Source organism: Streptomyces sp. JNUCC 63 (assembly GCF_054366325.1).
In genome coordinates this window covers 4,298,090-4,315,895 of record NZ_CM135963.1, presented here as the reverse complement: position 1 = coordinate 4,315,895, position 17,806 = coordinate 4,298,090, and the positions used below count along the sequence as shown (strand labels likewise).

At 68.7% G+C, this 17,806-nt stretch carries 22 protein-coding genes; 16 read left to right on the top strand and 6 right to left on the bottom strand.

The annotated features are described in order from the left end of the window. Positions 1 to 8 precede the first annotated feature (8 nt). The 8 genes from ACX25U_RS19970 (at position 9) to ACX25U_RS19935 (ending at position 6,686) form a co-directional block, all read left to right on the top strand. The gene (locus tag ACX25U_RS19970; protein WP_454393985.1) at positions 9 to 1,430 is read left to right on the top strand and encodes a cytochrome P450; all 1,422 of its coding nucleotides are present in this window, start codon (positions 9 to 11) and stop codon (positions 1,428 to 1,430) included. Then, a complete protein-coding gene (locus ACX25U_RS19965) occupies positions 1,408 to 1,737 on the top strand; it encodes a 2Fe-2S iron-sulfur cluster-binding protein (protein WP_454393983.1) in 330 nt (109 codons plus the stop codon). The genes ACX25U_RS19970 and ACX25U_RS19965 overlap by 23 nt, the downstream gene beginning before the upstream one ends. A 9-nt stretch (positions 1,738 to 1,746) precedes the next feature. Beyond that, entirely contained in the window at positions 1,747 to 2,985 is a 1,239-nt protein-coding gene (locus ACX25U_RS19960; protein ID WP_454393981.1) for an NAD(P)/FAD-dependent oxidoreductase, read from the top strand. Beyond that, the gene (locus ACX25U_RS19955) at positions 2,982 to 3,767 is read left to right on the top strand and encodes a dioxygenase family protein (protein ID WP_454393979.1); all 786 of its coding nucleotides are present in this window, start codon (positions 2,982 to 2,984) and stop codon (positions 3,765 to 3,767) included. Before ACX25U_RS19960 ends, ACX25U_RS19955 begins: the two co-directional genes overlap by 4 nt. A 9-nt stretch (positions 3,768 to 3,776) precedes the next feature. Further along, complete coding sequence (locus ACX25U_RS19950) at positions 3,777 to 4,277, top strand: hypothetical protein (protein ID WP_454393977.1); 501 nt, start codon at positions 3,777 to 3,779, stop codon at positions 4,275 to 4,277. 20 nt (positions 4,278 to 4,297) lie between these two features. Further along, complete coding sequence (locus ACX25U_RS19945; RefSeq protein WP_454393975.1) at positions 4,298 to 5,071, top strand: enoyl-CoA hydratase/isomerase family protein; 774 nt, start codon at positions 4,298 to 4,300, stop codon at positions 5,069 to 5,071. Between the two features lie 77 nt (positions 5,072 to 5,148). After that, complete coding sequence (locus ACX25U_RS19940) at positions 5,149 to 5,526, top strand: acyl-CoA thioesterase (protein WP_454393973.1); 378 nt, start codon at positions 5,149 to 5,151, stop codon at positions 5,524 to 5,526. Then, on the top strand, positions 5,523 to 6,686 hold the full coding sequence (locus ACX25U_RS19935; RefSeq protein WP_454393971.1) for a flavin reductase family protein: 1,164 nt from the start codon (positions 5,523 to 5,525) through the stop codon (positions 6,684 to 6,686). Before ACX25U_RS19940 ends, ACX25U_RS19935 begins: the two co-directional genes overlap by 4 nt. A 201-nt stretch (positions 6,687 to 6,887) precedes the next feature. On the opposite strand, the gene ACX25U_RS19930 is transcribed toward ACX25U_RS19935, so the two are convergent. Then, positions 6,888 to 7,583: a DUF5753 domain-containing protein gene (locus tag ACX25U_RS19930; RefSeq protein WP_454393969.1), complete on the bottom strand. Its 696-nt coding sequence runs from the start codon at positions 7,581 to 7,583 to the stop codon at positions 6,888 to 6,890. On the opposite strand from ACX25U_RS19930, the gene ACX25U_RS19925 reads away from it, so the two are divergent. From ACX25U_RS19925 to ACX25U_RS19915, 3 genes are all read left to right on the top strand, one after another. Continuing rightward, a complete protein-coding gene (locus ACX25U_RS19925) occupies positions 7,533 to 8,045 on the top strand; it encodes a hypothetical protein (RefSeq protein WP_454394375.1) in 513 nt (170 codons plus the stop codon). The genes ACX25U_RS19930 and ACX25U_RS19925 overlap by 51 nt on opposite strands. Positions 8,046 to 8,130: 85 nt before the next feature. Beyond that, complete coding sequence (locus ACX25U_RS19920) at positions 8,131 to 8,712, top strand: sugar O-acetyltransferase (RefSeq protein WP_454393967.1); 582 nt, start codon at positions 8,131 to 8,133, stop codon at positions 8,710 to 8,712. A gap of 18 nt (positions 8,713 to 8,730) precedes the next feature. Next, complete coding sequence (locus tag ACX25U_RS19915; RefSeq protein ID WP_454393965.1) at positions 8,731 to 9,315, top strand: TetR/AcrR family transcriptional regulator; 585 nt, start codon at positions 8,731 to 8,733, stop codon at positions 9,313 to 9,315. 31 nt (positions 9,316 to 9,346) lie between these two features. Here the strand turns inward: ACX25U_RS19915 and ACX25U_RS19910 are convergent, their stop codons facing one another. Beyond that, the gene (locus ACX25U_RS19910) at positions 9,347 to 10,327 is read right to left on the bottom strand and encodes a WD40 repeat domain-containing protein (protein WP_454393963.1); all 981 of its coding nucleotides are present in this window, start codon (positions 10,325 to 10,327) and stop codon (positions 9,347 to 9,349) included. A gap of 87 nt (positions 10,328 to 10,414) precedes the next feature. Here ACX25U_RS19910 and ACX25U_RS19905 point away from each other — a divergent pair, with 87 nt between their 5' ends. The 3 genes from ACX25U_RS19905 (at position 10,415) to ACX25U_RS19895 (ending at position 12,856) form a co-directional block, all read left to right on the top strand. Continuing rightward, a complete protein-coding gene (locus tag ACX25U_RS19905; RefSeq protein ID WP_454394373.1) occupies positions 10,415 to 11,092 on the top strand; it encodes a GDSL-type esterase/lipase family protein in 678 nt (225 codons plus the stop codon). Between the two features lie 116 nt (positions 11,093 to 11,208). Further along, positions 11,209 to 11,799 carry a Uma2 family endonuclease gene (locus ACX25U_RS19900; RefSeq protein ID WP_454393961.1) on the top strand — a complete coding sequence of 197 codons (591 nt, stop codon included), beginning with the start codon at positions 11,209 to 11,211 and terminating at the stop codon, positions 11,797 to 11,799. 61 nt (positions 11,800 to 11,860) lie between these two features. Further along, positions 11,861 to 12,856, top strand: a complete 996-nt coding sequence (locus tag ACX25U_RS19895) for an aldo/keto reductase (protein ID WP_454393959.1) — start codon at positions 11,861 to 11,863, stop codon at positions 12,854 to 12,856. A 147-nt stretch (positions 12,857 to 13,003) separates the two neighbouring features. On the opposite strand, the gene thpR is transcribed toward ACX25U_RS19895, so the two are convergent. The 3 genes from thpR to ACX25U_RS19880 are packed head-to-tail and all read right to left on the bottom strand — an operon-like array spanning position 13,004 to position 15,468. Further along, complete coding sequence (gene thpR, locus ACX25U_RS19890) at positions 13,004 to 13,576, bottom strand: RNA 2',3'-cyclic phosphodiesterase (protein ID WP_454393957.1); 573 nt, start codon at positions 13,574 to 13,576, stop codon at positions 13,004 to 13,006. A 52-nt stretch (positions 13,577 to 13,628) separates the two neighbouring features. Next, positions 13,629 to 15,002 carry an MFS transporter gene (locus ACX25U_RS19885; protein ID WP_454393955.1) on the bottom strand — a complete coding sequence of 458 codons (1,374 nt, stop codon included), beginning with the start codon at positions 15,000 to 15,002 and terminating at the stop codon, positions 13,629 to 13,631. Positions 15,003 to 15,030: 28 nt separating this feature from the next. Continuing rightward, positions 15,031 to 15,468, bottom strand: coding sequence for a MarR family winged helix-turn-helix transcriptional regulator (locus ACX25U_RS19880; RefSeq protein WP_454393953.1), 438 nt, complete (start codon positions 15,466 to 15,468; stop codon positions 15,031 to 15,033). 155 nt (positions 15,469 to 15,623) lie between these two features. Here ACX25U_RS19880 and ACX25U_RS19875 point away from each other — a divergent pair, with 155 nt between their 5' ends. After that, positions 15,624 to 15,806 (top strand): ribbon-helix-helix protein, CopG family, encoded by a 183-nt coding sequence (locus ACX25U_RS19875; protein ID WP_454393951.1) that lies wholly within the window; start codon positions 15,624 to 15,626, stop codon positions 15,804 to 15,806. A gap of 26 nt (positions 15,807 to 15,832) precedes the next feature. Here ACX25U_RS19875 and ACX25U_RS19870 read toward each other — a convergent pair whose 3' ends face one another. Next, complete coding sequence (locus ACX25U_RS19870) at positions 15,833 to 17,284, bottom strand: NCS2 family permease (RefSeq protein ID WP_454393949.1); 1,452 nt, start codon at positions 17,282 to 17,284, stop codon at positions 15,833 to 15,835. Between the two features lie 224 nt (positions 17,285 to 17,508). On the opposite strand from ACX25U_RS19870, the gene ACX25U_RS19865 reads away from it, so the two are divergent. After that, positions 17,509 to 17,793, top strand: a complete 285-nt coding sequence (locus tag ACX25U_RS19865; RefSeq protein ID WP_454393947.1) for a DUF2530 domain-containing protein — start codon at positions 17,509 to 17,511, stop codon at positions 17,791 to 17,793. Positions 17,794 to 17,806 lie beyond the last annotated feature (13 nt).

Here is a 17,806-nt window from a genome sequence, read left to right as displayed (position 1 = left end):
GGGCCTCGATGCCCGCCGACCAGCCCGAACGCGTCATCGACCCAGAACTGCAGATGCCACGTCCCCCACACCCGTTGACAAAACAACAAGCGCGGGACACACTCGGCCACCTGTTGACAAGACAACAAGCGGTCGCTTCGGCCGCCGACGGAGGGTGGAGAGGGATGGCGGTGGTTGACCAGCGACCGGCGGCCGCACGATGCCCCGTGACCAGCGGGTTCAAGCCGTTCGACCACGACGGCACCTACGAGTTCTTCTCGATCGCCCGTCATGAGGCGCCGGTGTTCTACAACGAGGAGACCGACTACTGGGTCGTGACGAAACGGCAGGATGTTCTCTCGGTGTTCAAGGACCCCGCGCGGTTCTCGGCCTCGAACGTCCTGGACTCGCTGGAGAGTTACCCCGAGGAACTGACCCGGTTCCTCGCCGGCAACAACTTCACCGTCGAACCGGTGCAGTCCAACACCGACCGGCCCAAGCACACCCGGATCCGGCAGAGCGCCGGCCAGTTCCTCAATCCCAAGCGCTACCGCGACTACGAACCACGGATCCGTGCGCTGGCGCAGGAGTACGTGAACGGCCTGCGCGGCAAGGACGAAGTCGACATCGTCGCCGAACTGACCCATGAGATGCCTGCGCGCGTGGTGTTCATGCTCCTCGGTGTCGACGACGTGGACCCCCTGATGATCAAGCGATGGGCGCTCAACCGCGCCACGATGATCTGGGGCAAGCTGACCAGGCAGGAAATGATCGATGCCGGCCATGAGCTGAACGATTTCTTCCACTTCTGCAAGGAGATCGTCGAGGACCGCAAGCGGGCACCGCGCGACGACTACCCCAGCAAGCTGCTGGAGCTTCGAGGTGACGACGACTCGGTGCTGACCGAGAACGAGATCGTCTGCCTGGTGTTCGCGTTGTTGCTGGCCGGTCACGAGGCCGTGACCAACGGTCTGACCATCAGCATCCTCACGCTGCTGGAGAACCGCGGGACCTGGGAGGAACTGGTCGCGGATCCGGCACTGATCCCGCGTGCCGTCGAAGAAGTTCTCCGATACAGCACCCCGGTCATGACCTGGCGGCGCAGGGCCCTTGAAGACGTCGAACTCAGCGGCGTGACCATCCCTGCGGGAGGCAAGGTCCTGCTGAGCCTGGCATCGGCGAATCACGATGAGGACCAGTTCGAACGGCCGTCGGACTTCGACATCCACCGCGTCAACTCACGAGATCACCTGTCCTTCGGATACGGCATCCACGTGTGCGTGGGCGCACCACTGGCACGCATGGAAATGAAGATCGTGCTGGAAGAACTCGTCAACGCCTTCCCCGGCATGGAGCTGGTGGAGGGACAACAACTCGCATGGACGAAGACGATGGCCCACCGCGGTCCTCAGAGTCTGAAGGTCCGACTTGGAGGTTCTGATCATGGCTGAGGTGACGTGGATCACTGCCGACGGCGAGCGCATCACCGCTGAGGTCGGCAACGGCGTCAACCTGATGGAGGCGGCTGTAGCCAACGGCGTTCCCGGCATCATCGGTGAATGCGGTGGCGGGATGATGTGTGCGACCTGCCATGTCTACGTCCAGTCCGACCACCAAACCGGCGAGCCCGGCCCGATCGAGGCCGACCTGCTGGACTTCGCCGATGCACCTCGGCGCGACGGCAGCCGCCTGAGCTGTCAGATCTCCGCCCAGCCCGAGCTCGACGGAATCACCGTCGAAGTACCGCCGACCTGCTGACGCCGAGCCATGAAACACGGAACCGTGATCATCGGCGCCGGGCAGGCCGGCCACACCACGGCCATGCACCTGCGCACCGCGGGCTATGACGCTCCGATCACCCTTGTCGGCGACGAACCGGCTGTCCCCTACCAACGCCCACCCCTGTCCAAGCGCTACTTGCTGCGGGAGATCGGGCAGGAGCACCTCACGCTGGGCACACCTGCCGGCCGTGTCAAGCCCGAGGTCGACCTGCGCACCGGCGAACAGGTCGTCCGGATCGACGTCGCGCAGCAGGCCGTGGTCTCGACGGACGGAAGCACCCTCCGCTACGACAACCTGGTCCTGGCGACCGGTGCTCGAGCACGACGACTGCCCGACTCGCTGGTCAACGGACTCCAGGGCGTGCACGTGCTGCGCACACTCGCCGATGCCGACGCCCTGTCCGGCGCACTCGACGAGGCGAAGTCGGTACTCGTTCTCGGTGGCGGCTTCATCGGCCTCGAGTTCGCCGCGGTGGCGGCTCGCCTCGGACGTCACGTCACCGTGGTCGAGCGTGACCGGCTGCTCCAGCGGGTCCTCAGCGAGCAAGCCGCCGACCATCTCCGATCGGAGCACTTGCGCAACGGGGTCGAGGTCCTGGAAGGCCGAGAGCTCCGATCGCTGGACGGTGAGAACGGCCGCGTGGTCGCCGGTGTGCTCACCGACGGGACCCGGATCGACGCCGATCTCGTCCTGATGGGGATAGGCGCCGAACCGGTTGCCGAACTCGCCGCGGGGGCCGGCATCACGGTCGACAACGGCATCACCGTCGACGACCTCGGCCGGACCAGCGCCCCGTCGGTGTACGCGGTGGGCGACTGCGCCAACTTCGCTTGGCAGGGCCGCAGACTCCGCCTGGAGTCGGTCCAGAACGCGGAATACATGGCAAAGGCGGCAGCGGCCCACATCGCGGGTCGCGCGGTGCCTCCGCGACCGACACCTTGGTTCTGGTCGGACCAGTACGACGTCCGGCTGCAGATCGTCGGCCTGTCCGGCGACGGCGACTGCGTCATCAGGAGAACCGCGGAGGACGGCGCGGGCTTCTCGCTGTGGCACTACCGCGGGGACGACCTGATGGCCGTCGAGGCACTGAACGACCCCGGCGCCTTCCTGACTGCCAGAAGGCTGCTGGACCGCGGCACGAGTCCCTCGCGTCACGACCTGGCGGACGAGAGCCTCGGCATCCGGGCCATCGCCGCACAAGCAATGGGGAAGGCAACCTCATGATCGAATCGTTCGATCCGCCGTTGGCGGATTCCAACTCCAGCGTCAGCACCCTGCGCGTGCCGTTGGCAGCACCGGTTCACCTGGACAAGGAGTGGTTCCACAACCTGCCGGGCCCCGCCTTCGGGCAGTTGAAGCTCGGAGCGTTCGACAACGACCTCACGGTGCAGGGCGTCTCGGAGCCCATCGGCACACGCGTCATCGTGCACGGAACCGTGACCGACAGCGGCGGCACACCGGTCAAGAACGCCCTGGTCGAGATCTGGCAGGCCAACGCCGCCGGTGGCTATCGCGACTCGATGGACGTGTCGGGCTTTCCGCTCGATGCCAACTTCTACGGCGCGGGCCGTTGCCTGACCGACAGCCGTGGCTACTACCGCTTCCTGACGATCCGTCCGGGTCCGTACCCGGCGATGTTCAAGGACGGTGCACGTGCTTGGCGGGCGTCCCACATCCACTTCTCCGTCCTGGGCGCCGGCTGTGCCGGCCGGCTCGTCACGCAGATGTACTTCGAGGGCGACCCGCTGATCCGCATGGACCGCATGATCAACGCCATCCCGGACCAGCGAGGCCAGGAGCGCCTGATCGCCAGGCTCGATGAGGAGAACTCCATCGCGGAGTCGTTCGGCCCCCAGCGCGCTCTGGCCACCGTCGACGGCAGCGGCGCGGTCGTCCACCCACCGGAGCGGACCGACCCGGGCGCCCTGCTGACCAGGAACCCCTCGGCGCTGGCGTACCGGTTCGACATCGTGCTTCGTGGCTCGGCCGCGACCCCGTTCGAGTGAGGGATGGCCATGATTCTCACACCCGCGCAGACCTGCGGTCCCCTGTTCGGCTTCGCCATGACCCCGCCGGGCATCACCCAGACCGTCGCCGAGGACGATCCGAGCGCCGTCGTGATCGAGGGCATGGTCCTCGACGGTCGAGGGGACCATGTCGACTACGGCGCGTTCCTCGAGTTCTGGAGCCAGGAGCAGGCATGCCGTGTCCGCACCCTCGAGGGCCGCTTCCGCGCCGTCGTGAGGAAGCCGGAACAGGTGACGCTGCCCGACGGCAACCGGTTGGCGCCGCACCTGAGCATCTTCATCTTCACGCGCGGCCTGGCAGGGCCGCTGGCGACGAAGGTGTACTTCCCCGACGAGGAGCAGGCCAATCGGTCCGACCCGATCCTGCGGCAGGTCCCCGAGGCCAGGCGGCCCCTCCTGATCGCACAGCCCACCGACGTCGAGCGCCATCTGCGGTACGACATCAGGCTGCAGGGCGAGCGCGAGTCCGTCTTCTTCTCCATCGACTAGAGCACGAACGAGGCTGAACCATGGAAGAGAACCTCATTGTTGAGCGCCTGGGTCATGTGCTGGTGCTCACCCTCAACCGTCCGGGCAAGCTCAACGCCATGGACAGCGCGCTCTACGAGCGCCTGATCGAAGAGCTGCGGGGAGCCGGCCAGGACGACGAGATCCGTGCGGTGGTCGTGCGCGGGACGGGGACGTCCTTCTGCACGGGCGCCGACACCGGCGAGTTCGCCGAGCTCACGCCCGACAACACCGAACGCGTCGAGTACCGCGCCGGACTCACCTACGGTCTGCACAAGACCATTCCCGAGATCTCCAAGCCGGTGATCGCCGCCGTTCACGGGTATGCCGTCGGCGGCGGCTGCGGGTTGGCCCTCGCCTGCGACATCACCATCGCGTCGGCCAACGTGCGCATGGGCTACCCCGAGATCAAGCACGGTCTTGTCGCAGCCGTGGTGATGGCCAACCTGACCAAGCAGCTGGGCCGCAAGGCTGGTTTCGAACTGGTGGCCAGTGGGCGCCTGGTCGACGCCGAGGAAGCCGAGCGGATGGGCATGGTCACGCGAGTCGTCCCGGAGGGCGAGGAGTTCGCCGAGGCGATGAAGGTCGCCGAGACCTTGGCGGGGCAGGTGCCCGTGGCACTCCAGGCCACCAAGCGGCTGTTCCACGCGGTCGCGGATCTCCCGCTGGCCGAGGGTCTCGTGCGGGGCCGTCAGGCGAACGAGGAGATGCGCGAGTACCGTGCCGAAGCGCTGAAGGAGTTCGGCGCCTCCGTCAAGGCCGCGAAGGCCGGCTGAGGAGGCTGATGATGGGCCAGTCGAGCACCGGGCCTTCGGGGCCCTCCCTGGAACACGTCGTCGAGGACACGCTCCGGGTGAGCGACCTCGACTTCCAACGCCACATGGGCAACACCGCGTTCACCGACATCCTCGCCAACGCGCGCTACACGTTCATGAACGAGCATGTGAGGCCAGCGGTGGGATTCGAGCCGATCATCGCGCTGGTCCGGCTGGAGGTGGATTTCAAGGGCCAGGTCCACTACCCCGCGACGATCACCACCGAGACCTGCCTCGACCGGGTCGGTCGCAGTTCGCTGGGACTCGCGCAGCGCATGCTGGTGGGTACGCGGCTGGTCGCGTCGTCCCGATCCGTCTTCGTACTGACCGACCGTTCCAGCGGTGAGGCCACGCCGTGGCCAGAGGAGATCCGCGCGTTGGTCACCGCCCCCGAACTCGAAGCGAGTCACCCGTGAGCGGCGGCGCGGTGGACTCCGCCACCTTCCGGCAGGCTCTCGGGCATCACCCCACGGGGGTGGCCCTGATAGCCAGTACCAACCCGGACGGGGAACCTGTCGGACTGATCGTGGGCACCTTCACCTCGGTGTCCCTCGACCCACCCCTCGTCGGCTTCCTGCCCACGCGGGACTCCGCGAGCTTCGCCGCGATCAGAAAGTCGGGGCGCTTCACCGTCAACATCCTCGCCCACGACCAGGAGCACATCTGCAGGACGTTGTCCCGACCCGCGGACAAGAGGTTCGAGGGACTGGAGTGGTCGCCTTCCAGCAACGGGTCGCCGGTTCTCCCGGACGTGGTGTGCAGCATCGACTGCGACCTCGAGTCCTGCACTCCGGCAGGAGACCACTACTTCGTGACCGGCTCCGTCAGGAGTTTGGAGATTCATCGTCCGGTCGCCCCGCTGTTGTTCTTCCAAGGCGGGTTCGGCGGTTTCGTCCCGGGGTCCTTCGTCGCGCCGAGTGATGCGATCGTGGCCGAGAGCGTGCAGACCGTGCAGTACATCCGTGACGGCATGCAGCGACTCGCGCACGCGGCCCACGGAGAGGTGACCGCTTATGCCAAGGTCACCGACCACGCCGTGGCCGTGGCGACGGTCGCCGGTCCGGATGTGCCGACCTCCACGATCCTCGGTTCGAAGTTGCCACTCACGCCTCCTTTCGGAGAGGTGTTCCTGATCGGCGCTCCCGAAGCAGAGGTCGAGCAGTGGATGGACAAGGCAAGGACCGCAGACAAGGAGTTGCTGCACATATCCCAAGAACGTCTGGACCATGCGCGCAAACACGGCTGGGCCGGCTCCTACGCCGGGGACACAAGAGACAAGCTGCTCTTTCCCGCATTGACCGAGTACGGCGTGGACGGAGTCACGCCGGCGAAGCAACGCGAGATCCAGGCGATGCTCCAGGCCGCCGGAGAGGATCTCCGGCCGGTGGACCTCGAGCCGGAGAAGCAGTACGAGGGCGCAAGCCTGGTGGCCCCCATCCGCAACAGGCACGGACGATGCGAACTCATGCTCCGGCTGTGTCAGATTCCGCCGGTCTCCGGGTCCCGGATCGAGGTCCTGGCCGACGAACTGCGTCGCCTCGCCCGAGAAGCCGAGGAGTCCGCACACCAACCCTGAGCCCGGCTCTGCCGGAGATCTCAACAATGTTCACGGCGATGGCTGTGAGTGCGTGTTGCGAGTCGAGAACCTCCCGCGAAAGCCCGCGTTCCGCGGGCTTTCGCGGGAGGTGGTGCACTGGGCGCGGCCCGGGCACGGCCGGCACTGGCCCTTGGTGAACCGCGCCACGATCAGCGGGCCGCGGTGGGTACAGAGCCAGGCTCAGACCCTGATGCTCCGGCGGACCCGGGCGCTCACCTGCTGGGCGTCGGCACCGAAGACGGCCGACTCCGCGAAGGTGTCCCGGACCCGCCGGTGGAGGGCTACCGTCTCGGCGTCGTCCAGCCACAGCTCGGCGTGCCAGTCCTCGACGACGACCAGGCGGTCGTCCAGCATGCAGAAGGCGTTGCCCGGTGACAGGCGCAGCGCGGCATCCATGGGCACGACCCCCAGGCGAACGGTGTTCATGCCCACCACGCCCAAGAGCCGGTCCAGCCGGGCCGCCAGTACGTCCGGTGGACACACCCGGGCCGACAGAGCCCCCTCCCACATGAGCAGATTCAACTGTTTCCCTGACCGGTACAGCCACTCCTGCCGTCGCATCCGGGCACGCACCGCGTCTTCCGCATCCCTCGGGGTGTTGCGCACTTCCGCCCGGCGTTCAAAGACGCACCGAGCGTAATCGGCGGTCTGAAGCATGCCGTTGACCACGCTGGTTTCCCAGGCATGCGGAGTCCGGGGGTTGAGGACGAGCGTGTTCCAGGTCTCTCGGACAGGAGTGTGCCCAGCCGCCAACTGCCGGCGCCAGGAACGGATACGGCTTTCGAACTCCTTGAGACGGGCGCGCGGTTCACTGAAGACAGCGGGCTGACCGGCGCCTTCGGCCCATGCCCGAAGGTCGTCGTCGGTGGGCGTCACCACGGCTATCGGTGGACCGGCCCGAAGGAGCGCTTCGACCAGGAGGCGCTGCGGCGTCCGCCCCACCCCGAACCGCCCCCGCCCGGAAGCCGGCCCGAACTGATCCAGCGGTACCGCGAGGTGGCCGCGGAGTTCCCGGCCTCCGACCTGCCCCCGATGGAAACGGCGCACTGGCTCCTCAAACCGCGCTCGCTGGTACGGGGCACGTGGCCGGATCCGGGGGAGGCGGCGGCGTGGCTCGGTGACCGGCTGGCCGAGTACGCGCCCCGGTCCGCGTTCGAGGCGCAGCGCGACGCCGGTCGACTGACCGCCCTCGTCACCTCCGCGGCCGAGCGGCTGAACTCGGGCGGTGACCTGTCGTTCGGCTTCTACCTCGAACGCCCCACGTATCTTTCGCTGACCCTGGTGACCTGCTCCCCGAACCGGGCGAACCTCGATCTGCCGTGTCCTGTGAACGGGTGAAGGGCGCCCGATGGCATCGACCGGGCATTCTCCTCTTCGAGGCACGTGTGTACGTTCGTACGCTCCCTGGTGTACGGTCGTACACATGCCGAAGGACCACTTCGCCGACGACCCGCGCACCAACCTGGAGCGCATGCTCGCCGGCGACCTGTACATCGCCGACGACCCGGAGATCGCCCGGCGGCAGCAGCGCGCGATGCGGTTGGCCGCCCGCTACCAGGCCGCCTACTTCGAGGACGCCGAGAGCGCCAGGCCGCTCCTGACCGAGCTGCTCGGCGCGGTGGGCGAGGGCGTCGACGTACGGCCGCCGCTGTACGTCGACTACGGCAGCAACATCACCGTCGGCGCCCGCACCTTCGCCAACTACAACCTGACGGCGCTGGACGTCGCGCGGATCACCATCGGCGAGGACTGCCAGATCGGCCCGGGCGTCCAGCTCCTCACCCCCACCCACCCCGTGGAGCCGCAGCCCCGGCGCGACAAGCTGGAGGCCGCGCTCCCCATCACCATCGGTGACAACGTCTGGCTCGGCGGCGGGGTCGTCGTGTGCCCCGGAGTGACCATCGGCGACAACTCCGTCATCGGCGCCGGAGCGGTGGTCACCAAGGACGTGCCCGCGAACGTCGTCGCGGTCGGCAACCCCGCCCGCCCGGTCCGCGACATCTAGCCGCACACCCCGCTGCTCATGGCCACCGGACGCACCGATCCGCAGCGACGCGAGCGGATCCTCGCCGCCACCCTCGACCTGATCGCCGACGAGGGGGTCGCCGGCGTCTCCCACCGCAAGATCGCCACCCGCGCCGAGGTCCCCCTCGGGTCGATGACGTACCACTTCACCGGCATCGACGACCTGCTGCGCGAGGCCTTCACCCGCTTCGCCGACCACATCGTGGCCGTCTTCGAGCGGCACCTCGGTCGGGCCGACAGCCCCGAGCAGGCCCGTGAAGCGGTCACCGACCTCGTCCACACGCTCTCGGAAGGCCCCCGTGACCTCGTCCTGAGTCAGGAGCTGTACACCCTCGCCGCCCGCGACCCGGCGTACCGGGAGCTGACCCGGGCATGGATGCGCCGCAGCCGCCACCTACTGGAGCAGCACTTCGACGCGGACACCGCCCGCCAGCTCGACGCGCTGATCGAGGGCCTGACCCTGCACCGTGCCCTGGACCCCGGCCCTCACGACCGCGAACTGACGCACAGGGCCGTGGCCCGCATCACCACCACCGCCGCCCGGCCGGCACCCACCCCAGCTGCCCGTGGGGACGCGGCCTGACCCCGCGCCCCACGGGCCTTGTACATCCGTCTCAGCGCCGGCGGCGCAACAGCCGTCCCAGCCCCAGCACCGCGACCACCGCCACGACGGCCGCCGCGACGGTGCCCGCCCCGAGGCCGCCGCTCCCGCCCGAACCGGAACCGGCGGAACCCGAACCGTCCCGCGCGGACGGCGACTTGGCGGAGCCGTCCGCGCCCGGTGCGTCGCGCACCTCCACCGGGCTGTTCACGCCCTCGCTGCCGTACAGCAGTCTGGTGCCGTCGACGCTGTACGTGATGGACTCGCCCTGCCGCTGCAGCGGTACGTCCAGCCGGCCGGCCCGCTTGATCTTCCCGCCGTTCCAGTCGTAGTGGATGCCGCCGAAGTAGCCGCGTACGGCGAGCTGCCTGCCGTCGGGCGAGAGGGCGGCGTCGGTGGCCCACAGGTCGACGGGGGCGATCGGCTTGAAGACGTTCGTCCCCGAGGCGGACAGCTCGGCGGGGCCCTCGTACAGGTGTCCCCCGTCCTCCTTCTTGTCGATGATGTAGACGCGCCCCGTCTTCGGGTGCACGACCATCGACTCGGCGTCGCGAGCGCCGTCCGCGTACTTCACGACGTACTGCGTGGCCCGGATCGTCTGGTCCTTCAACTCCTTCGGCTCGGGCAGCCGGTAGATCCACACGTACGGCCAGGTGCCGCCGAGGTTGTCGCCGATGTCGCCGACGTAGATCTGGTTGCCGGGGCCGATGGAGATGGCCTCCACGTCGCGGGGCTTGCCGATGCCGCTGAGCGTGACGGTGGCGACGGTCTCGCCCGTCCCGCCGTCCACGGCGTAGATCTGCGGACCGTAGCCGCTGTCGTTGTGGGTCCAGTAGACGCCCGGATGCCGACGCGAGGCCGCGAGTCCGCTGGACTCCTTGATCCGGGGGTCCTTGATCGTGAACCCGTCGTCGCCGTCGGCGGCAGAGGCGGCGGGCACGGCGAGCGCACCCACGAGGAGGGCTCCGGCGAGCAGGGCGAACGGTCGGCGCATGTCCCAAGCCTGCCATCCCGCAGGGAAGTTCACCGGCGTGGCGGGCCTCACATACCACCGCACCCCGTGATCGTCCATCATGAGCGGATGCTCAGGTTCATGCCCGTCGGCGACTCCATGACCATCGGCAGCGCGGGCGAACACACATGGCGTTACCGGCTGTGGCGGCACCTGTGCACGACGTACGGCCGCCCGTTCACGTTCGTCGGCCCGCGCGAGACGCTGTACGACAAGGCGGCGGACGCCCCGACCTCGTACGCCTACGCCGCCCCGGACTTCCCCCGCGCCCATCTGGCCGGCTGGGGCGAGGGCTGGGGACACATGGCGCCGGTGATCGGCGAGGCGGTACGGGAGCACCGGGTGGACGCGCTGCTCGTGTCCCTGGGCCTGATCGACCTCGGCTTCTACACCGACGCCGAGCAGACGGCGGCGAACGTGCGCGCCTTCGTGGCTTCGGCGCGGGACGGCAACCCGCGCATACGCATGGTCGTCCTCCCCGTGATCCCCAATATCCGCGCCGAGGCCGACCCGCCCTTCGCCGCCCAGGTGACCCTCTTCAACGAGCTGCTCGCCAAGACGCTGGCCGACCTGGACGAGCCCCGCTCCCCGCTGCTGCCGGCCTCCCCTCCGGCGGCGTACGACATCCACACCGACACCTACGACGGCACCCACCCGAACGAGAGCGGCGAGCACAGGATCGCGGGGGCGTTCGCGGAGGCGATGCACCAGGCGTGGGGGTGGGGCGGGGAGTACGGGGGCGGCTGAGCCGCGCCGGTTCCTTCTCCTGGCATATGCGCTGCCGCCCGTGCCCTTGTCACCGTGCGTATCGTTGTACTGCGCGGCTGTACTCGTCCGTGGGGCAGCCGGGGAGGAGCGCCACGATGACCGTCCTGGAAGACAGGATCACGATGGCCGAGAGCGACGACACGCACTGGCTCGACGACATGTTCGAGCGGCTCGAGAAGATGCCCGTCCCCGAGGGATACAAGGTGGAGATCGTCGAGGGGGCCGTCTACATGTCGCCGCAGCGGGCCGTGCACTGGCAGACCATTTTCATGATCATAAAAGTGCTCATGAGCCGCTTCGGCGAGGACGTCAACGTGCTGTCCGATGTCCGCATCGACTTCCCCGGCCATCGGAACGGTCTCGCCCCGGATCTGGCGAAGTTCCGCGACGGCGCCACACCCAACGCGAAGGGACGCTGGTGTCCGGAGGATGTGGAGTTCATCGCGGAGGTCATCTCCAAGGACACCAGCTCCAATGACTACGGACCCAAGAAGACCGCGTACGCCCTCGCCGGGGTTCCCGTGTACCTGATCACCGATCCCTGCATTGGCGAGTGCCGCTTGTTCACCCAGCCCAAGGACGGCAAATACCTCAGCGACACGTCCATCACCTACGGTGGCGAGGTCGACATGACCAACACTCCCCTCGGTCTCACCCTCAAGACCGACGACTTCCCCCGCGACTGACCCCCTCACCGTCCCAACCCCCCTTGCTTCGAGCGCACTCCAGCACGTTGGCTTGTGGACCATGAAGTACACACAGCTCGGACGCACGGGACTCAAGGTCAGCCGACTGGTGCTCGGGACGATGAACTTCGGTCCGCAGACCGACGAGGCGGACAGTCACGCGATCATGGACGCGGCGCTGGACGCGGGGATCAACTTCTTCGACACCGCCAACGTGTACGGCTGGGGCGAGAACAAGGGCCGTACCGAGAAGATCATCGGAAACTGGTTCGCCAAGGGCGGTGACCGGCGCGACAAGGTGGTCCTGGCCACCAAGGTGTACGGGAACATGGCCCCGGACGACTCCTCCGTCTGGCCGAACCACGACAAGCTCTCCGCCCTGAACATCCGGCGGGCCGTCGACGCCAGCCTCAAGCGGCTGCAGACGGACTACATCGACCTCTACCAGTTCCACCACATCGACCGCAGGACTCCCTTCGAGGAGATCTGGCAGGCCGTCGACGTACTGATCCAGCAGGGCAAGATCCTCTACGTGGGGTCGAGCAACTTCCCCGGCTACAAGATCGCCCAGGCCAACGAGATCGCCGCCCGCCGGGGCGGCACCATCGGCCTGGTCAGCGAGCAGTGCCTCTACAACCTCGCCGAGCGCCGCGCCGAGATGGAGGTCATCCCGGCCGCGCGGGACTACGGGCTCGGCGTCATCCCCTGGTCGCCGCTGCACGGCGGACTGCTGGGCGGTGTGATCAAGAAGGAGGTCGAGGGCGGCCGACGCGCCTCCGGGCGGTCCGCCGACGCGCTCGCCAACGCCTCCGTACGCGACCGGATCCAGGCGTACGAGGACCTGCTCGAAAAGCACGGTCTGGAGCCCGGCGAGGCCGCGCTGGCCTGGCTGCTCACCCGGCCCGGCGTGACCGGCCCGATCGTGGGTCCGCGCACCGCCGAGCAGCTCGAGTCGGCCCTGCGGGCGGTCGAGCTGGAGCTGAGCGAGGAGCTGCTGGCCGGACTCGACGAGATCTTCCCGGGTCCGGGGCCGTCCCCGGAGGCCTTCGCCTGGTAGGCCCTACGGGCCCGTCGCACCGGCCCCGGCGGCCGCGCTCGGAGGTGTCACCTGCCGAACGCGGCCGCCAGGGCGACGACGGCGAACATCAGCACAAGCACACCGGCCATGATCCGGTTCCGGGTTTTCGGGTCCACGTATTCGAGACTAACCGGCCCCGCGCAGTGGCCGGCGGGCGACCGGCTCGTAGCGGGGCTGCTCGCCCGGCATCCCGGACTTCGGCAGACGGCTGCGGACGAGGACGACCTCCTCCACGGTCCACGCGGGGCTCGTGAAGTCCGCCAGCGCCCGGACGTACGGCCGTACGTCCACCGAGTCCCGGCTGCGGGCCACCGTGAGGTGGGCCTTGTACGGGCGGTGCTCCCCCATCGGCACCCCCGCCTTCCGCGCCGCCGCCTCCGCCCGCTCGGCCAGCAGCCGCATGGTCCGCAGATCGCCCTCCGCCCCCGTCCACAGCGCCTTGCCGCGCCCGAACTGCCCTCCGCCGCGCAGCGCGAGCGCGAAGGGCTCCGTGCGCCGCGCGGCCTTCTCCAGGCGTGCCGACAGCTCCGGTACGACCTCCTCGTCGACCTCGCCGTAGAAGGCGAGCGTGAAGTGCCAGCCGGGGCGGTGCGTCCAGCGCAGCCGGTCGGCCCCGGGCAGCTTCCTCAGCTCGGCGACCTCGTGCGCGAGCGCGCCGATGACGTCCTGCGGGGGCAGTACGGCGGCGAAGAGTCTCATGGAGCCCATGGAGCCAGTCTCCCCACCGGCAGGCGCACGCGCCCGGCCCGCGCTACGCCGCCGTCGCCAGTTCCTTCCGCCGCTCGCGCGGGACCAGGCCGACGCGCGGGTGGCCGCGGTTCCAGCCGAAGGACAGGCGCATGCCGCCGGCGCGGGCCAGGACCAGGCCGACGGCGCCGGCCGCGGCGAGCGAGATCACACCGCCGAAGGCGAAGCCGGCGCGGGCGCCGTAGGCGTCGGTGATCCAGCCGACGAGGGGCGCGCCCAGCGGCGTACCGCCCATGAAGACCATCATGAACAGGGCCATCACCCGGCCGCGCATGGCCGGGTCGGTGGACATCTGCACGGCGGTGTTCGCGGTGACGTTGACCGTCAGGCCGAAGATCCCTATGGGGGCCATCAGCAGGGCGAACAGCCAGTACGACGGAGCCAGCGCGGCCACGATCTCCAGGGCGCCGAAGGCGGCGGCGGCCGCGATGAGCAGGCGCAGCCGGGCCGTGCCGCGGCGGGCGGCGAGCAGGGCGCCGACCAGCGAGCCGACCGCCATCACCGTGTTGAACAGGCTGTAGGCGCCGGCGCCGGAGTGGAAGACGTCCTCGGCGTAGGCCGACAGCCACACCGGGAAGTTGAAGCCGAAGGTGCCGATGAAGCCGACCAGGACGATCGGCCAGATCAGGTCGGGGCGGCCGGCGACGTAGCGCAGTCCCTCGCGGAGCTGGCCCTTGCCGCGCGGGGCGCGCTCGACGGCGTACAGCTCGCGGGTGCGCATCAGCAGCAGGCCGCCGATGGGGGCGAGGAAGGACAGGCCGTTGGCGAGGAACGCCCAGCCGGTGCCCACGCCGGTGATCATGAGGCCCGCGACGGCGGGGCCGATCAGACGGGCGGACTGGAAGTTCGCGGAGTTCAGGCTGACCGCGTTCGGCAGCTGCTTCGGGCCGACCATCTCGGAGACGAAGGACTGGCGGGCCGGGTTGTCGACGACCGTGGCGAGGCCGACCGCGAACGCGGCGAGGTAGACGTGCCAGACCTGGACCTGTCCGGTGAGGGTGAGCGCGGCGAGCGCGAGACCGGAGAGGGCCATGGCCGACTGGGTGACGAGCAGCGTGGGCCGCTTGGGGAAGCGGTCGACGAGGACGCCGCCGTAGAGGCCGAAGAGCAGCATCGGCAGGAACTGCAGGGCCGTGGTGATACCGACGGCGGCCGAGGAGCCGGTGAGGCTCAGCACCAGCCAGTCCTGGGCGATGCGCTGCGTCCAGGTGCCGGTGTTGGAGACCACCTGGCCGAGGAAGAACAGGCGGTAGTTCCTGACCCTCAGCGAGCTGAACATCGAGGACTTGCGAGGGGCGTCGGGGGCGGTGCGGGTGTCGCGGGGGGAGTCGTGGGTGGTCGGTGCGGGGGCGGAATCTGCTCCGGATCCCGTACTCAAAGAGGTTCGCCTCCTCGGCTGACGTGCTTTACAGGTGCGCGAGCTTTTCCAGTACGGGGGCGGCGGCGCGCAGTTTCGCCCACTCGTCCTCGTCCAGCCCCTCGACCAGGCCGGCCAGGAAGGCGTTCCGCTTGCGGCGGCTCTCCTCGAGCATGGTCTCGGCCTGCGCGGTCCTCGTGACCACCTTCTGGCGTCGGTCATCGGGGTGCGGCTCCAGGTGGACCAGTCCCTTGCCCTCGAGCAGCGCCACGATGCGGGTCATCGAAGGTGGCTGCACGTGCTCCTTGCGGGCGAGCTCGCCCGGGGTGGCACTTCCGCAGTTGGACAGGGTGCCCAGCACCGACATCTCGGTGGGGCTCAGCGACTCGTCGACGCGCTGGTGCTTGAGCCGACGGGACAGCCGCATCACGGCGGAGCGCAGGGAGTTCACGGCGGCGGCGTCGTCGCCATGGCTAAGGTCCGGCATGTTCTTTAGCGTAACTCATTACTCTCGCTAAATACCACCGGGAACACGCCCCTACGCCCGTGATGCCCGCCACTGAAAGATCACGTCACTCTTTCGGGTGATCCCGGTACGGAACGTGACACCTTCCGCCGAAGAGTCCCGCGACCCTCGTCCCCATGGGATCCAGCGTGCTGAGCGTACGCATCGACCATGAGCTGCTCGAACGGCTCAGGGGCCATGCCGCGAAAAGAGGAATGAGCGTCCAGGACTATGTCGTCCGGACGCTCATTCGGGATGACTACGACGAGCGGTTCCAGGCCGCCGTCGAGGAGACGGAGAGGTTCTACGGGGTCACCTGACCCGGCCCTGCGGGGACCGGGCCGGATCAGGTCAGGCCGAGGGCCGGCATCAGGTAGTAGAAGGCGAAGACCCCCGCCACCACGTACATCGCCACCGGGACTTCCCGGCCGCGGCCGGCCGCCAGACGCAGCAGCACGAAGGTGATGAAGCCCATGCCGATGCCGTTGGTGATCGAGTAGGTGAACGGCATCATCAGCATCGTCACGAAGGCCGGGATGGCGATCGTGTAGTCCGCCCAGTCGATCTCCTTGATCCCCCCGGCCAGGATCAGGAAGCCGACGGCGAGCAGGGCCGGGGTGGCCGCCTGGGACGGGACCATGGTGGCGACGGGCGTCAGGAACAGCGCCACGGCGAACAGGGCGCCGGTCACGACGTTGGCGAAGCCGGTCCGGGCGCCCTCACCGACACCGGCCGTCGACTCCACGAAGCAGGTGGTGGCCGAGGAGGAGCTGGCGCCACCGGCGGCGACCGCGATGCCGTCGACGAAGAGCACCTTGTTGATGCCGGGCATCTGGCCCTGGGCGTCGGTCAGCTTGGCCTCGTCGCTGATGCCCATGATCGTGCCCATGGCGTCGAAGAAGCAGGACAGCAGCACGGTGAAGACGAACAGGACGCCGGTCAGCACGCCGACCTTGGAGAAACCGCCGAACGGGCTGACCTGGCCGAGCAGCCCGAAGTCGGGGGGCGACACGGGGTTGCCGGGCCACTTCGGGGTGGTGAGCCCCCAGGAGGGCACGTGCGCGACGGCGTTGATGATCAAGCCCAGGACGGTCATCGCGACGATCGAGATGAGGATCGCTCCGGGCACCTTGCGCACGATCAGCGCGAGCGTGAGCAGCGCGCCCAGGACGAAGACCAGGACCGGCCAGCCGGTGAGGTGACCGTTGGCGCCGAGCTGGAGCGGGACGGTGGTGTGGGCGGCGTCCGGGATACGGGAGACGAAGCCGGAGTCGACGAGCCCGATCAGCATGATGAACAGGCCGATACCGATGGCGATGCCCTTGCGCAGGCCGAGCGGCACGGCGTTCATGACACGCTCGCGCAGCCCGGTGGCCACGAGCAGCATGACGACGAAGCCGGCGAGCACCACCATGCCCATGGCGTCCGGCCACGACATGCGCGGCGCGAGCTGCAGCGCGACGACGGTGTTCACCCCGAGGCCGGCGGCGAGCGCGATCGGCACGTTGCCGACGACACCCATGAGGAGCGTGGTGAACGCGGCGGTCACGGCGGTGGCGGTGACGAGCTGCCCGTTGTCGAGCTGGTGCCCGTACATGTCCTTCGCGCTGCCGAGGATGATCGGGTTCAGCACGATGATGTAGGCCATCGCGAAGAAGGTGGCGAAGCCGCCGCGGATCTCCCGGGACAGCGTGCTGCCCCGCTCGGAGATCTTGAAGAAGCGGTCGAGAGCGCCGTACGCCGGCGGAGTTCCCGGCTGCTCGGGGGCGGGGGCCTTGGCGGTGGCCGAGGTGGACATGCGTATGACCTCAGGGGATGCGGGTGGGTACGGAGTACCGGGTCCGGCCGACGGGTTCCCCCACACCTCCGTCGTCTCACGTTTGGAGATTTCTACGAAGAGAAGTGGCCAGACTCGAACTGTTTCAGTATGAACATATGAAGTCGGAAACACCATCTCCGCGCGTAGATACATGCGCTGCAAGGGGAGGGCCCCATTGGCTGTGGGGGCCATAAACTGACCCCATGGCGAAGTGGACCCCCAAGCACGAGGCGCCGGAGCCCCTGGAGGGCCCCGTGGTCGCCACCATCACCGGCGGCACGATCGTCTGGTTCGTCCTCTTCCTGATCCAGCTCCCCTTCTACGGCTGGTTCCACGACCACGGCCACACCTGGTGGCTCTGGACCTGCCTGGCCGGCGGCGGCCTGGGCCTCCTCGGCATCTGGTACGTGCGGAGGCGGGACGCGGCGATCAAGCGGGCGACGGCGGAGGGATCCGCGCGGACGGGACAGCCGGCGTCGGCGGAGTAGGGGGCGAAGCCCC